Origin of the sequence: Nonlabens sp. Hel1_33_55, from assembly GCF_900101765.1 — a bacterium.
Taxonomy (GTDB): domain Bacteria; phylum Bacteroidota; class Bacteroidia; order Flavobacteriales; family Flavobacteriaceae; genus Nonlabens.
Genome location: NZ_LT627735.1, coordinates 2,781,683 through 2,796,336, shown reverse-complemented (window position 1 = coordinate 2,796,336; position 14,654 = coordinate 2,781,683). Strand labels below are relative to the sequence as shown.

At 38.7% G+C, this 14,654-nt stretch carries 11 protein-coding genes; 7 read left to right on the top strand and 4 right to left on the bottom strand.

Translation table 11 applies throughout. From position 1 onward, the window contains the following. The first annotated feature begins 14 nt into the window (after positions 1–14). The 3 genes from BLO34_RS12665 to BLO34_RS12655 all read left to right on the top strand — a co-directional run bounded on the left by BLO34_RS12665 (position 15) and on the right by BLO34_RS12655 (position 2,711). Entirely contained in the window at positions 15–860 is an 846-nt protein-coding gene (locus BLO34_RS12665; protein ID WP_090755813.1) for an alpha/beta hydrolase, read from the top strand. Next, on the top strand, positions 861–1,505 hold the full coding sequence (locus tag BLO34_RS12660) for a YqiA/YcfP family alpha/beta fold hydrolase (protein ID WP_090755812.1): 645 nt from the start codon (positions 861–863) through the stop codon (positions 1,503–1,505). A gap of 156 nt (positions 1,506–1,661) precedes the next feature. Beyond that, complete coding sequence (locus tag BLO34_RS12655; RefSeq protein WP_090755810.1) at positions 1,662–2,711, top strand: hypothetical protein; 1,050 nt, start codon at positions 1,662–1,664, stop codon at positions 2,709–2,711. 37 nt (positions 2,712–2,748) lie between these two features. Here the strand turns inward: BLO34_RS12655 and BLO34_RS12650 are convergent, their stop codons facing one another. Together BLO34_RS12650 and BLO34_RS12645 are read right to left on the bottom strand one after the other, a co-directional pair. Next, the gene (locus tag BLO34_RS12650) at positions 2,749–3,048 is read right to left on the bottom strand and encodes a hypothetical protein (RefSeq protein WP_090755808.1); all 300 of its coding nucleotides are present in this window, start codon (positions 3,046–3,048) and stop codon (positions 2,749–2,751) included. Positions 3,049–3,050: 2 nt separating this feature from the next. Further along, on the bottom strand, positions 3,051–4,034 hold the full coding sequence (locus BLO34_RS12645) for a polyprenyl synthetase family protein (RefSeq protein WP_090755807.1): 984 nt from the start codon (positions 4,032–4,034) through the stop codon (positions 3,051–3,053). A gap of 127 nt (positions 4,035–4,161) precedes the next feature. On the opposite strand from BLO34_RS12645, the gene BLO34_RS12640 reads away from it, so the two are divergent. From BLO34_RS12640 to BLO34_RS12625, 4 genes are read left to right on the top strand one after another with little or no spacing between them, the layout of a single operon-like run. Beyond that, entirely contained in the window at positions 4,162–4,776 is a 615-nt protein-coding gene (locus BLO34_RS12640; RefSeq protein ID WP_090755805.1) for a TetR/AcrR family transcriptional regulator, read from the top strand. Then, entirely contained in the window at positions 4,777–6,162 is a 1,386-nt protein-coding gene (locus BLO34_RS12635) for a TolC family protein (RefSeq protein ID WP_090755803.1), read from the top strand. It begins immediately after the preceding gene. Between the two features lie 6 nt (positions 6,163–6,168). Beyond that, on the top strand, positions 6,169–7,341 hold the full coding sequence (locus tag BLO34_RS12630) for an efflux RND transporter periplasmic adaptor subunit (RefSeq protein ID WP_090755802.1): 1,173 nt from the start codon (positions 6,169–6,171) through the stop codon (positions 7,339–7,341). Positions 7,342–7,346: 5 nt separating this feature from the next. Beyond that, complete coding sequence (locus BLO34_RS12625; RefSeq protein ID WP_090755800.1) at positions 7,347–10,856, top strand: efflux RND transporter permease subunit; 3,510 nt, start codon at positions 7,347–7,349, stop codon at positions 10,854–10,856. A 156-nt stretch (positions 10,857–11,012) separates the two neighbouring features. Here BLO34_RS12625 and BLO34_RS12620 read toward each other — a convergent pair whose 3' ends face one another. Together BLO34_RS12620 and BLO34_RS12615 are read right to left on the bottom strand one after the other, a co-directional pair. Continuing rightward, on the bottom strand, positions 11,013–13,280 hold the full coding sequence (locus tag BLO34_RS12620) for an inorganic phosphate transporter (protein ID WP_090755798.1): 2,268 nt from the start codon (positions 13,278–13,280) through the stop codon (positions 11,013–11,015). A 184-nt stretch (positions 13,281–13,464) separates the two neighbouring features. Next, positions 13,465–14,613: a hypothetical protein gene (locus tag BLO34_RS12615; protein ID WP_090755796.1), complete on the bottom strand. Its 1,149-nt coding sequence runs from the start codon at positions 14,611–14,613 to the stop codon at positions 13,465–13,467. Between the last annotated feature and the right edge of the window lie 41 nt (positions 14,614–14,654).

Genomic DNA, 14,654 nt, shown 5'->3' with positions numbered 1-14,654 from the left:
AAATCTAAAGTCCCATGAGGTTAACCATTTTCATATTTATAGCACTAACGGTTTTGTCATGCCATCATAAACCAAAGAAAACAATCGGCAGTGAATCTCAATTTTATACCGACTCAATTTATAGTGCCGCCTTATCTGAATATCGCTCTCATAATATCTATTTACCTAATGATTTTGACGTCAATAAACACTATCAAATCATGTACGCAACGGATGGTAGCAAAAACATCGATAAAGGCCTTTTGAAGAAAACCTTAGATTCTTTAATTGAAAACAAAATCATCGAACCTTTCATTTTTGTTGCGAGTCACGCTAACAATAAAATTGCAGATAGTACAAGCACTACCATGGGTAACGGTGAAAAAGTATACTTACAATTTCGGAATTTTGAATACATAGATATGCAACCCGATAGCATAGAAAACCCATCTCTTGCTAATAGATATCAAAATCACATGCTCTATTTTAAAAATGAGTTCATAACCCATATAGAAAAAGAGTTCAAACAAGAGCTAACAAAAAATGATCGTTATTTCTATGGGGTGTCAAATGGTGCTGGATTCGGTATGAGTTTATTGAATAATTATCCTGACATTATTGGAACTTATATCAGTCTATCCACTTTTGGTGGAGACATTCAAACCAACAACTGGCAACAAGGCGTGGCATATCCAAGACTGTATTTACAATACGGAAGTGAAGAACCCATGTTTTTAAAAGATGATGCTAATTTTTTGAAAGAGAAGTTTAAGCAGTTATCTCAATTTTCGGAAATCAAGCAATACACTGGCGGTCATGATTATAAAAAATGGAACGAAATCTTTATTGATTTGATCAGCAAACTGCTTACAGTGCAATAAATGAAAAACATCAAATTAGCGGCGGTATTATTCTTAACCTTCTCTTCCCAGCAACTAATATCACAGCCAAATATTGATGACAAATACATCATCTTTCTACACAACGCGTTTCTTGAAACTCATGACATTGCTGATGAACATCCAGATCATGGCCGTGTAGAATACCATGAAATCTTAAATAAATTTAGAGACAATGGATTCGTGACCTTAAGCGATAAGAGAATGACTAATGTAAATTCTCGAGAGTATGCGGAGATAGTCGTTAAACAAGTGGACAGCTTGATCAACAAAGAAGTTCCAGCAAAAAATATCACCGTAGTCGGCACTTCAAAAGGCGGCTACATTGCGCAATACGTTTCTACTATCGCAAACAATTCAGAACTCAATTATGTTTTTGTAGGCAGCTTTCGCGAAAGCGATATCGAGCAAATTCCCGACATCAACTGGTGTGGTAATATCTTGAATATTTACGAAAAATCAGATTCTGCTGGGACCTCAGGCTTGTCAAGAAATAACAATTCTACGTGTAATAATGCTGATTATGAAGATCTAGAAATAAATACGGGTCTGGGTCACGGGTTTTTATTTAGAGCGTTAGATGCATGGATGATACCTGCAATAGAATGGGCAAACAGAATCCATTAAAAACAAGTGCATACCAAGTTTGTTAATCAATCATTAATGATTTTCCTCTAATTGTTAATTTATTGTTGACAATCAGGGCTATCAAAGGGACTTGTGAATTAATTAAGGATATTTCCTACATTATGTGCTTATACTTGTTGCAAACAAAAAACAAGAATGAAAAAGATATTACTTACACTCCTAACTGCAACAATTGCTTTTACAGCCTGTAAAGATGAAAAAGCAGATGATATTCTAGTTATGGAAGTCACTGACGATAATGAATTGAACGATGGAGATAATATGGAAACAGCAGCGATGGTGACTCGTGAAGATGCGGAAACTATGGCTAGTGACATGAAATCAAATGTAACGGTTGATAACGACAATAATATTTCCATTACTGGATTTGCAGAGTATGGCCAACTTCAAAACGATATTAAAAATTTATCTACTAGTCCAAACTTAAGGGATAAGATGAATGGTGAAAAGGCTTATGCTTCATTTGAAACATTTGTAGATAGAATGCCAGCATATTTGAAAACTAATCTAGTAATGAAAGAAGTAGATGATGTTAAAAATGCAATGGATAGATTCAAAGCAGCTCAAAACAACGATGATGTAACTAAAGCTACTCTTAAAAACCGCATGGTAAATGTTGAGGAAGCGGTGCAGGATTTGAATGATGAGATTGTTGATGTAAGATTGAGTCTGGAAAATGACACCACTATCGATTATGATGCTTACAGAGATTTTGTAGATAACGTTAATTATGATGACGAAGGATATATCACCATTATCAATTTTGAAAATTATGGAACGGTACAAAATGACTGGATGGCAATGAATGAAGCATCAAATACTGAAAAAGATAGTTATCAAAAAACACTAAGAACCAGTTTTAATGAAATGGTGAATAGAATGCCAGCTTACTTAAAGATTGACGATGTCATGGATGCTGTAGCAGACGTGCAAAAGGAAATGAAAGAGTATGAGCAGGAAAAGAATAATGTAGATACTGAAGAAAACTTAGAAAATCTAGAAGAAATTGATGAGGCACTTTATGATCTAAACAAAGAGTTGATCAAATCACGCAAAAAGTATGATGATCAAAAAAATGACGCTATTGAAGAATTCATGGAAGAATTCAATAGTAATTCTAATCAAACTATGCAGGAGCGCGTTAACGATGCAACTGAAGAATATAATGAAGAGATGAACAGATAATTTTGTTGATGATTGGTTTGGGCTGGTCATCCAGCCCTTACTGATTCAATCGATATTTAATTTTGATCCATTCTCTGGATAGAAAACCTAGAACAATTCCATGTTCTAGGTTTTTTTCTTGGACATCTGCGAGGTAATATAATTGTTGGAGCTTAGGATCTTCGTCTTCAATCGCTTCACTCAATAACTTAAAAAGAGCTTCTAAAAACTCCTGTGGTTTGTTTTCATGAATAGCTTCAAATCCTGATCGTTCCAGATCCTTATTCACCTGATTGCGATACACCATAAAAATATGATGCTTGGACTCTAACTTTTCCTGAATGCGAACAAGTTCCATGATTAGCTTATTCTGGACATCAAATCTTCAGAGAACTTTTTCAAAATGGATTTATTCTCATCAGAGATATCTAAAGATTGAATCGTAGCTAGGGCTTTATCTGTGTAATCCTTGATAGCTTCGAGCGTTCTATTGGCTCCACCACTATTGACAAAAAGTTCTTTGGCGCGATCTTTTTTATCGGCTATTTGATCACTAGTAAGTCGATTGTAGTCCAATGTAAAAAGAACCTTCAATTCTCTAGAAACATCTTCGTCTTCTATTGATTTAAGAAAGAGATAGGTCTTTTTGTTCTCACGTATATCACCGCCAACTTCTTTACCAAAAGTCTCTGGATCACCGAATGCGTCCAGATAATCATCCATCAGTTGGAAAGCCATTCCCAATTCAATGCCATACTTGTATATTTTTTCTTGTTCAGTCTTATCCTTTCCAGCGATGATTGCTCCCATTTGAAGCGCACAACCCACAAGAACTGATGTCTTGAGCTTGATCATGAGTAAATATTCCTCAACCGTTACATCATTTCTTGTCTCAAAATCCACATCGTATTGCTGGCCTTCACAAACCTCAAGTGCCGTTTTAGAAAAAAGCTGATTCAAGTCGTAAAAAGCTTCCTTGTCGTAGGATAGAAATCGCTGATAAGCCATAATCATCATTGCGTCACCGCTCAAAATTCCCGTATTTACATCCCACTTTTTATGTACGGTGGCCTTTCCACGACGCAAGTCTGCTGCGTCCATGATATCATCGTGCAATAAGGTAAAATTGTGAAATACCTCAATAGCTACAGCAGCATCCATGGCTTTGTTAGCGGTGGCACCATACATTTCTGCACTCATCAAAGTCAATAGAGGTCGCAAGCGTTTGCCGCCTAATTCCAGAATGTAATGGATAGGATCATACAAACCAGAAGGTTCTGTTTTTGCAACACTTTGCTGCAGATAGTCTAAAAATTGGGTTCGTAAGTTTTCCAGTGATGTCATGGATTCAAAAATAGGTAAGGATCTTTATTTCTTTTGGAGAAACACGAGCCAATGTTAAAAAGAAACAAAACTTTGGAAACTTTTGTAGTTTTTAAAGTTTCCGTGTGTTACTTTTGCGCTCTCAATTATGGAAACTAAAGAATTAATTTTAAAAGAATCGTTGGACATGTTCCTCAGTCATGGTTTCAAAAGTGTTACCATGGACGAGATTGCCAACAAAATGGGTATGAGCAAGAAAACGCTCTACACTCACTATAAAAATAAGAGCGAGTTGGTTGCTGCTACATCACTGCACATGTGCGACCATGTTTGCGATGGTGTCAACCACATTGCGACTAACGATGACCGCAATCCTATTGAAGATCTTTATGAGATCAAAGCCTATGTGATGCGTGAGCTCAAGGGTGATAATTCCTCGCCCATTTGTCAATTACAAAAATACTATCCTGAGACTCATAAACTGGTCCATAAAAAGATATATGATTTTATGGATAATTGCATCTATCGCAATGTAGAGCGTGGTCTTGAACTGGGATTATATCGGGATAATATCAATAAAACTTTTGTTGCCCGCATGTACTTCATAGGGATTCAAGGCATCAAGGATCTGTCTTTATTTCCTGTTGATCAATTCCCACAGGACAAGCTCTATGATCAATATCTAGAATATCACTTACGCGGTATTGTGACACCAGCCGGTCGTAAAATCTTGAACCAACTAACCCAAACAAATCACGAGTAAATGAAAAGATTGACCTATATAACGTTGATTTTGATGGTTTTCGCTTTCGCGAAAGCGAACTCACAACAGACCTCACCGGGTTTGGAAAGCTATTCTTTCACACTGGAAGAGGCCATTGATTTTGCCCTAAACAATAATTATCAAGCCATTAATGCAAAGCGCGACATCGCCAAAGCGCTAAAGCAAAAATGGGAAACTACCGCTACCGGTTTACCTCAAATTACTGGAACCGGGAACTATAATTATCAACTTAAGCAACCGGTATCTGTATTGCCTGGAGAAATTGCCGGTGGCGAGCCTGGAACTTTTATTCCCGTGGTTTTCTCACCTAAACAAAATGCAGACATCACGGCAACGCTTAGTCAGGTGATTTTTGATGGTAGTTATATCGTGGCTCTAGAAGCATCTGAGACATTTCTGGACTTTTCAGAAAATGCAAACAACAAAACAAAACTGGAAGTGCGCAAAGGCGTCATCAATGCATATGGTGGCGTATTGCTGTCTGAGGAAAATGTGGACATAATCACTAAAAACCTTGAAACCGTCAACGATAACCTGGAAGAAACCAAAGCTATTTTTGAAAACGGCCTCACTGAAGAGGAAGATGTGGAGCAACTACAAATCACAGCATTGCAGCTATCCAATCAATTAAATAGTGCCAGAAGACAGACCGATATTGCCATGAATATGTTTCAGCTAGCGCTAGGTATCGATCTGTCCACTGATGTAACGCTGGCAGAAAATCTGGAGAGCCTTGCCGTTAAAACCATTGATCTTTCCCTAGCTGGAGAAGATCTAGTTCTTGACCATTCTGTTGATTATCAAATAGCCTATAACATGACAGAGCAGCGACGTCTGGAATATAAACTTGAGCGTAGCAAGGCTTTGCCAACGGTTAATGGATTTATCAATTATGGGGCAAACGCTTTTAGCAATGACGACTTTGTGTTTAATTCTAGCAATCAGTGGTTCCGTCAATCTATTGCAGGAGTTAGCATTAGCTGGCCTGTGTTTACCTCTTTTGGCAGAAAAGCTAGGACCGATCGCGCAAAAATAGCTTGGGATCAAGCAGAAACTGATCTAGAAAGGACCTCACAACAAATCCGCCTGGATTATGAGACTGCTCTTAATGATTATCAGCTTGCCATTGACACCTATTATACCAACAAGCAAAACCTAGAACTTGCTGAACGTATTGAAAATAAAAACCAAATCAAATTTACTGAAGGAATATCCACCAGCTTTGATTTGAGACAGGCACAAACGCAACTCTATGATGCGCAATCCCAATATTTAAACAGTATGTTTCAAGTAATCACCAACAAAGCAGCTCTTGAAACGGTACTTAACACACCTCAATATCTATCCAACAAATACCAAGATTAAATCATTATGAAAACAAAATATATATACCTCTTACTGTTGCCTGTAATCGTTGCCTGTGGTGGCGGTGACCCTACTGTTGACGACCTTATTGCAAGTGGCGACATGGAATCCATAGCACAGAAAAAAACCGAACTTCTTAACGAGAAGAAAGAGCTAGAAAATGAAATTAGCGCCATTGAATCTTATCTTGACAAGAACAGTATCAAGAAAGAAGGTTCACTTGTAAGCGTAAAAGCTATTCAAGACACCGTTTTCAATCACTACATTGAACTTCAAGGTAGCGTCGATACAAAGCAGAATATTACGATCAAGGCAGAAACCGCAGGTATTCTTACAAGAGTTTTTGTGACTGAAGGTCAAAAAGTATCCAAAGGACAAACCCTCGCAAAAATTGATGATGGCGGCGTAGGCCAGCAAATTGAACAAATGAAAGTACAGGCACAACTTGCCAAAACTACATTTGAACGTCAAAAGCGTTTATGGGATCAAAACATAGGCTCAGAAATTCAATACCTACAGGCTAAGGCAAATTACGAGGCGCAACAAAATTCCATTAACTCCATGCAGCAGCAACTTGCTAAAAGCACCATCACCGCGCCATTTTCTGGTGTAATTGATAATGTCATAACTGAGCAAGGCAATGTTGTATCGCCAGGAATGACAGAACTTTTTAGACTCGTGAATTTAGACAACATGTACATTGAAGTTGAAGTTCCTGAAACCTACATCGCATCCATCAATGAAGGCACAGACGTGCAGATTGATTTCCCAGTATTGGGTGAGAAAATGGATAGCAAAGTGCGACAAGCGAGTTCTTTCATTAACCCAGCAAACCGATCTTTCAGCATTGAAGTGCCTGTAAAAAATGAGAAGAAAAATGTCAAGCCTAACCTTACAGCGAGACTTAGAATTAACGACTACACAAATAATGACGCCATCTTAATACCTCTAGCCGTGATTAGTGAAAATCAAGATGGTGAGCAATATGTGATGATCGCAACAGATCGACAAGCTGGTGATGATTTTGATACCGCTGTCGCGAAAAGAAAACTGATAGAAACCGGTAAAACTACCGAAAACATGATCGAAGTGAAAAGCGGGCTGAACTCAGGTGACATGATTATTGTTGAAGGTGCCCGTAGTATCAAAGAAGATCAACGAATTAGAATTAAAGCATAACCAACATGGGAAAGAAAAGTGAAAAGGAATTTGGTCTCTCGTCATGGGCGATCAACAACTCTACCGTCATTTGGATTATAATAGGCTTAGTTATCATCTTAGGTGTTCAAGGATATTTTTCCATGCCACGAGAAGACTTTCCAGAAGTCAAGGAAACTAAGATCTACATCTCAAGTGTCTATCCAGGAAACACTGCCGAAGATATTGAGCGACTCATCACAGAACCGCTCGAGGATAAATTAAAGAATCTGTCAAACGTTGTAGAAATACTTTCTACCTCTCAAGAAGATTACTCCATTATCACGGTTGAGTTTAATGAGAATATTACGGTTGAAGCCGCAAAACAAAAAGTTAAGGATGAAATTGATGTAGAAACTTCTAACGAGGACTGGCCTACATTCAATAATGCCAAAATAGAACCTAATATTTTTGACCTAAAGATTAGTGAAGAAGTTCCTATCATGAACATTAACCTGCGTGGTGATTATACGGTTCGTGAGCTTAAGGAATTTGCAGAATATCTTGAAGATGAAATTGAAGCGCTGGAACAAATCAAGGAAGCTAGTATTCGTGGCGCTCAAGAATTAGAAGTAGAAGTTGCGGTTGATATATATAAGATGACTGCGGCTAAAGTAAGTTTTGACAATGTCATCAATGCTGTAAGTGGTGGTAATACGACCATGAGTGCCGGTAATATCAAAACCGAAAATCAGCGTCGAACCATTAGAATTTTAGGTGAGATCACAAGACCTGATCAATTGAACAATTTTGTGGTTAAAAATGAAAACGGACCTATTTATCTAACTGACATAGCCGAAGTCAATTTTCAAGAAGAAGATAAAACCACATTTGCTCGGGAATTTGGAGATCCTGTGGTGATGATCGACGTGAAAAAACAAGCAGGTAAGAATACCATTGAAGCTGCAGAAAGCATCCGAGAGATCATCAAGCAATCTCAAATAAGTGGAAGGATTCCGCAAAATGTAGAGATATCCATTACAAATGATGGCTCCACGAGAACGCTCAATCAAGTAGATGACTTGGTAAACAATATCATTTTTGGGGTTATCCTAGTAGTAACTGTATTAATGTTCTTCCTAGGATTTAGGAATGCTTTGTTCGTTGGTTTTGCGATTCCTATGTCGATGTTGATGAGTTTCATCATCTTGAACTTTTTGGGATATACCTTGAATACAATGATTCTCTTTGCCATGATTATGGGACTGGGAATGCTGGTAGATAATGGAATCGTAGTCGTTGAAAACGTCTACCGTTTGATGGATGAAGAAGGAATGTCTCGAATCAAAGCGGCTAAAATAGGTATCGGTGAGATTGCTGTTCCTATTATTATTTCAACCTTGACCACGGTAGCTGCATTTGTACCTATAGGTTTATGGCCAGGAATTATGGGTGAGTTCATGAAATATTTCCCGATCACCTTATCAATTGTATTAGGTAGTTCACTTATCGTAGCGATATTTTTCAACTCAATGCTGGTTTCCAGATTCATGAGTATTGACGAGAAGAACATACCGCTTAAAAAGTTGATTTGGATTACAATCATTATGGGTGGTATTGGGCTGTTGATCGTATTATTTGGTGGTGCTATTCGTGGTATAGGTACCGTAATGGTAATCACGGTAATCCTGTTATGGATTTACAAGTATGCTGTTAAAGGCTGGACTCTTGTATTTCAAAGAAAGACTCTAAAATGGTTGGATAATGCCTATGAACGCTTTTTGAAATTTGCTTTAAGAGGTAAAACACCTTATTGGTTTACTGGTGGTATGGTTGTGATGTTTATAGGTGTACTTGCCCTTTATTTTGGATGGTCAGTAGGTTCTGGTAGAACGAAAGTGGAGTTCTTCCCAGAGAACAAACCCAACCAGATTATTGTGTATATAGAATATCCTGAAGGTACTTCTATCGACAAGACCAATCGAACTACTAAAGAGATTGAAAGCATCGTTTATGATGTTATCGATGATCCAGAGTACAATGAAGATGGCAGTAACTTTATGGTAGAAAGTGCCGTTTCACAAGTTGGCGAAGGCGCTGGAAACCCACAAACCGATGGTGGTAGTGCCGCAGAAATGCCCAATAAAGGAAAGATTACTGCATCCATGCGTGAATACAAATACCGTAATGGAAAGGATAGTGAGGTACTCAGAAAGAAGGTGCAAGAAGCTGTACAGGGTAAATTCCCAGGAATCGCCATAAGTGTTGAGAAGGATCAAGCAGGTCCACCTGCAGGTTATCCTGTAAACATAGAACTACAAGGTGAAGACTATGGCGAGTTAATCGCCACTGCAGAACGCATGGTGAAATTCTTGAACGAGAAAAATATAGCTCCAGTAGACGAGCTTAAAATTGATGTCAACAAGAGTAAACCTGCATTACAGGTAAAAGTAGATCGTGAAAAAGCGGGAGAGCTAGGAATAAGCGCAGGTCAAGTGGGTCAACAATTGCGCAGAGCAATTTTTGGTGAAAAGGCTGGCGTCTATAAAAAGGACGGTGAGGATTATGATATCTATGTGCGTTTCAATGAAGAGAATCGATACGATCGCAGCTCGCTATTCAATCAGAGAATAACATACCGTGATATGGCTTCTGGCCAGGTAAGAGAAATTCCTGTAAGTGCAGTTACTACACAAGAAAACGTTTCTGGATTTAGTGCCATTAAGCACAAGGATAATCAGCGAGTAGTGACGGTTTACAGTGCATTAAAACCAGGCTATAGTGATGCTGGTGCTGCAGTAGATCAAATACAAAACGAGATGTTGGATTTCGAAAACCTGCCAAATGATATTTCTATTGATTATACAGGACAGCTGGAAGAGCAAAACAAGCAACAAGCCTTCTTAATGACTGCTTTGATGTCTGGACTGGCGTTGATATTCTTTATTCTAGTGTTCCAATTTGGTGGTGTTTCAAAGCCTACGATAATCATGATCTCAATATTCTTGAGTTTCATTGGCGTATTTCTAGGATTGATGATTACGGGATGGCCGTTTGTGATTATGATGACCATGATGGGAATCATTTCACTCGCTGGTATCGTGGTAAATAATAGTGTTGTATTGATCGACTACGTTGATATTTTGAAATTGAGACGACGTGAAGAATTGGGAATTGACGATGACAAACACTTGATAAGTAAAGAAGATTCTTTCCAAGCCATTGTTCAAGCTGGAAAAGCTCGTTTGCGTCCAGTATTACTGACTGCGATTACTACAGTATTAGGACTCATACCTCTCGCGATAGGATTGAACATCGACTTCTTTAGTTTATTTAGCGAGTTTAATCCCAAAATTTATATGGGTGGAGACAATGTTATTTTCTGGGGACCGCTGGCATGGACTGTAATTTTCGGGCTCATTTTTGCAACTTTCCTGACACTTATTATCGTTCCCGTTTTACTTTACTTAGTTCATAGAGCTAAGTTGAGATTCCGCAGGAAGTTTGGAGATCAACCTGCCGAAGGTGAACAAATCCCGGCGCAGAACGCTGCGTAGTTGTCCGATAGCATCAAAAAAATAAATCCCATCCAGAAGGTTCTGGATGGGATTTTTTATGCATTAATCTTTAGAGATAAAACTTAAGATGTTGTAAGTTTTGAAGTTGGTAGGAATTACGCTTTCGCGAAAGCGAGATCCTCATAACCTCAATAACTACTCACTTTCTTCATTCTCAAATCTTTTCGCATCGTACTCAGTGTAATATTGCTCTGCTACCTGGATAGTAACATTCATCAAGTCTCTGGTCTCTAGCAATAATCCGAAATACAAGGTTGTGTTTTTGGGAGACTCGTCTGTATTTTTAGTGCGCTTGACTTGCTTGTCAATCTTGCTATCCACTAGTTGAAGTAGTTCGCGTTTCTCATAGATGATTTGTTCCAAGCCACTAAATTCTTTAGATCTAAAGATCTTTTTGGAATCATCAAAGATCTTCTCGATACGCTGGATGATTTCCTTTAAGTCCTTGATCTGTGTAAACTTAAGGCTCTTGTGATTGTTATTGATGTGATCTGTGCTTGAGCGAGATATGTATTCCAGCGATTGGGAAATATCCTGCAAATGACCCAAAACATCAATATAAAACTTACTGGCGCCTATGCTTTTCTCATCCAGATTCTTGATGAAGAAATAGATGTTATTGCGCAATCCGTCGATTTCCACGGCCAATTTCTTAACTGCTTTACGACCCGATTTCAAGCTGCTCAAATCCTGCGTGATCAGACCTTCCAATGTGTTCCCATACATATCTCTAGCGCGTTTGAATACGGTTGCCACGGTATCAGAACTCTCTTCAATGATTCCTTGTATAGTGTTGCTCTCTGCTTTTTGCAGTTCGTCAGTAACCTTTTGCTGAGTTTGCGATCTCTTATGCATGATAAAACTGCGTGTGATCAAAACTACGGCAAGAACGACTAGGCCTATGATGGCATAAAAGCCACCCCAATAGATGATGTAGGCAAAAATCGCAGCTGCGGTAAACGCGCTAAATGCCGTGAAGAACCAACCTCCTATTACGTTTAAAACACCAGCTATACGGTACACCGCACTTTCTGTTCCCCAAGCCTTATCTGCTAACGAGGTTCCCATTGCTACCATAAAAGTCACATAAGTAGTAGAAAGCGGAAGCTTGTAAGATGTTGCTACTGATATAAGTACACTAGCTACCATCAAATTCACTGATGCCCGGACGTAGTCAAACGCTGGCCTATCTGCATTTTTTGAAACAATTCCCAATGATTGTTCTTTTTCAAATCTTTTGGAAATGTATTTTTTTGCCTTTTTAGGCATGATTTTCTCCACACCTTCTGCTAACAGAATAGAATATCGTACCAAATATCTAGACAAGGCATTTGATTTGAAACGCTCCGTACCTGTATCCTGTCTGGCAAGATCCACTGATGTTTTGACAACGGCTTGTGCTTTTGAAGAGAACCATAATGTCAGTACCATCACAATTCCAGCCACTAATAACAGCCATTTTTGACTAGGTAATTGACCCGCCAGCGCGCCCATTGTAAAGTCTGCAGGTGATCCAGCAGCTGACCATACGTTGTAGGCATCATAAGCACCAATAGGAACTCCTATAAAGTTTACAAGGTCATTACCTGCAAAGGCCATGGCAAGACCAAAGGTTCCCAAAATAATAATGAGCTTGTAGATATCCCATTTAAGAATGTAAACGTAAACCAAACTAAAGATTAACCAGAAGACAAATCCGTATCCCAATGTGGTATATACGTCTGCCGTATAGTCAAAAATAAAATTCAAAGGTCCCAGATCTGCTCCTTTTAGACCTTTGACAAGAATAAAGTAATACAAACTGGTCAAGGAGAGTCCGCCAAAAATTCCCGCTAGAAACGCTGGTCTCTTACGGTAATTAAACGTCAACATCAATCGCGAAATAAACTGGACCAACGCACCTATAGTAAATGCAATCACAACTGACAGTAGGATACCACTCACAATCTCAATGGCCGTATCGCTGGCAATGTATTTTCCTAGATCTAGGAACGTCTCTGTCTCACTTTCTCCTATTTTCAATAAGGAAACACAAACGGCGGCTCCCAATAATTCAAAAACGATTGAAACCGTTGTCGATGTAGGTAATCCCATACTATTGAAAAAATCTAGCAATAGCACATCTGTAATCATCACCGCCATGAAAACGATCATGATTTCATCAAAGTAAAATTCTCCTGGATTGAAAATTCCCTTACGAGCAACCTCCATCATACCACTACTGGAGAGTGCACCCAGAGCAATTCCCAGACTGGCGATAATCATAATCGTCTTGAAGCTTATGGCCTTGGAGCCTATCGCACTGTTCAAGAAATTAACTGCATCATTACTCACACCTACGACTAGGTCAGTGATCGCCAGACCGGCGAGAATGATAAGCATGTATATATAAACGTCTCCCATTTTAAGAATGTATTAATCCGCAAAAATGGTCTTTTGCTGGAACTTGTACGTTACCATAAGGTTATAAATATAGGAGTGTTTTATTCCGCTTTCGCGAAAGCGTACTCATTCAAAAACCTCATTACACAAAAAAGCTGCCCTGTTTAAGGGCAGCTTTTCTTTATTTAATTGAAATCTTTAAGTCCTACTGGAAGTTATAACCTGTCCAAGAAAAAGCACTTGCATCAGCTCCAGTCTGGGTAGCGTTAACCGTCACGGTTGCATTAGGAGCATTTTTAATATCGGTACCATCAGAAGTACCAGCCGCGCTTACCGTTATATTAGTCGCTGAAGTTGAGTTACCTCTAGAATCTTCTAAATCAACAAAATCAGCAGCTGGAGTATTTCCGAAAACCCCTGCTAAAGCATTAGTCACCGTTGCGGTGGCGCCACGTCTTATTTTGATTAGGTCTGCCATTTCAATATCGGCTCTATTAAATATTGTAACTCCATTTACAGTAAAGCTAGATTGTGTATTATCAGAAGGTGAGTTACCATCAAGGTTACCGTCTGCCTCTATACCTCGAGGATCTGAAGTAACTGTATTATAACCTGCTTCACGGATACCGTAAAGATTGGTACAAGTACCTCTATAACCTTGGGAGAAATCAAACATATCATCACGTGCATTCAATACAAATATATTTGATGCATTTACAGATCCACCGAAGAATTCAATACCATCATCGTCACCATTAGCGATCCAAATATTTGAAAGCGTTGTTCCAGATCCAACACCGTTAAGAGTTAAACCATTATGCTCTGCATCACCATCTATACGAGCTCCAGTATATTCTATAATCACATAGTTCATGGTTCCAGAAGATTCATTATCACTATTACCTCCAAAAAGTACACCTGTATTTACTTCAGTACCAGCTTCATTTTGCCCTTGAGGATTTTGGCCTGAAATAAACGCATTACCATTAATTATAATTCCACCCCAAGCAGCTGGTTGTTGTACTGAACTTGTAAATCGAATTGGATTAGAAGCCGTACCGTTAGCTTCAATGCGACCACCTTTTTCTACTAGCACATACACATCAGTACCACCAGCAATTGCATTTATAGTTGTTCCTGGCTCAATAGTTAAAGTAGCGCCACTTTTGACGAAAAGTGAACCAGTCAAACGATAAGCGTTACCGGCAGTTAATGTTCTGTTTTCAGTAAAGTTTCCTGCAAGATCCAAGTTTTCTGAAACTGGAGGTGTTGGGCCAGAGACATCATCGTCAGTAGAACAAGAGTTAAGTGTCAATGCTGCTATAGCAAGCATGGAAAGAAATAAATTTTTCATAGTTATATTTTGATTCGTTTTATGAATGCAAATTTAGACGG

What these genes read in the sequence shown, in the direction of transcription:
- BLO34_RS12665 (WP_090755813.1), top strand. Translation starts at nt 15, where the DNA reads ATGAGGTTAACCATTTTCATATTTATAGCACTAACGGTTTTGTCATGC.
- BLO34_RS12660 (WP_090755812.1), top strand. Translation starts at nt 861, where the DNA reads ATGAAAAACATCAAATTAGCGGCGGTATTATTCTTAACCTTCTCTTCC.
- BLO34_RS12655 (WP_090755810.1), top strand. Translation starts at nt 1,662, where the DNA reads ATGAAAAAGATATTACTTACACTCCTAACTGCAACAATTGCTTTTACA.
- BLO34_RS12650 (WP_090755808.1), bottom strand. Translation starts at nt 3,048, where the DNA reads ATGGAACTTGTTCGCATTCAGGAAAAGTTAGAGTCCAAGCATCATATT.
- BLO34_RS12645 (WP_090755807.1), bottom strand. Translation starts at nt 4,034, where the DNA reads ATGACATCACTGGAAAACTTACGAACCCAATTTTTAGACTATCTGCAG.
- BLO34_RS12640 (WP_090755805.1), top strand. Translation starts at nt 4,162, where the DNA reads ATGGAAACTAAAGAATTAATTTTAAAAGAATCGTTGGACATGTTCCTC.
- BLO34_RS12635 (WP_090755803.1), top strand. Translation starts at nt 4,777, where the DNA reads ATGAAAAGATTGACCTATATAACGTTGATTTTGATGGTTTTCGCTTTC.
- BLO34_RS12630 (WP_090755802.1), top strand. Translation starts at nt 6,169, where the DNA reads ATGAAAACAAAATATATATACCTCTTACTGTTGCCTGTAATCGTTGCC.
- BLO34_RS12625 (WP_090755800.1), top strand. Translation starts at nt 7,347, where the DNA reads ATGGGAAAGAAAAGTGAAAAGGAATTTGGTCTCTCGTCATGGGCGATC.
- BLO34_RS12620 (WP_090755798.1), bottom strand. Translation starts at nt 13,280, where the DNA reads ATGGGAGACGTTTATATATACATGCTTATCATTCTCGCCGGTCTGGCG.
- BLO34_RS12615 (WP_090755796.1), bottom strand. Translation starts at nt 14,613, where the DNA reads ATGAAAAATTTATTTCTTTCCATGCTTGCTATAGCAGCATTGACACTT.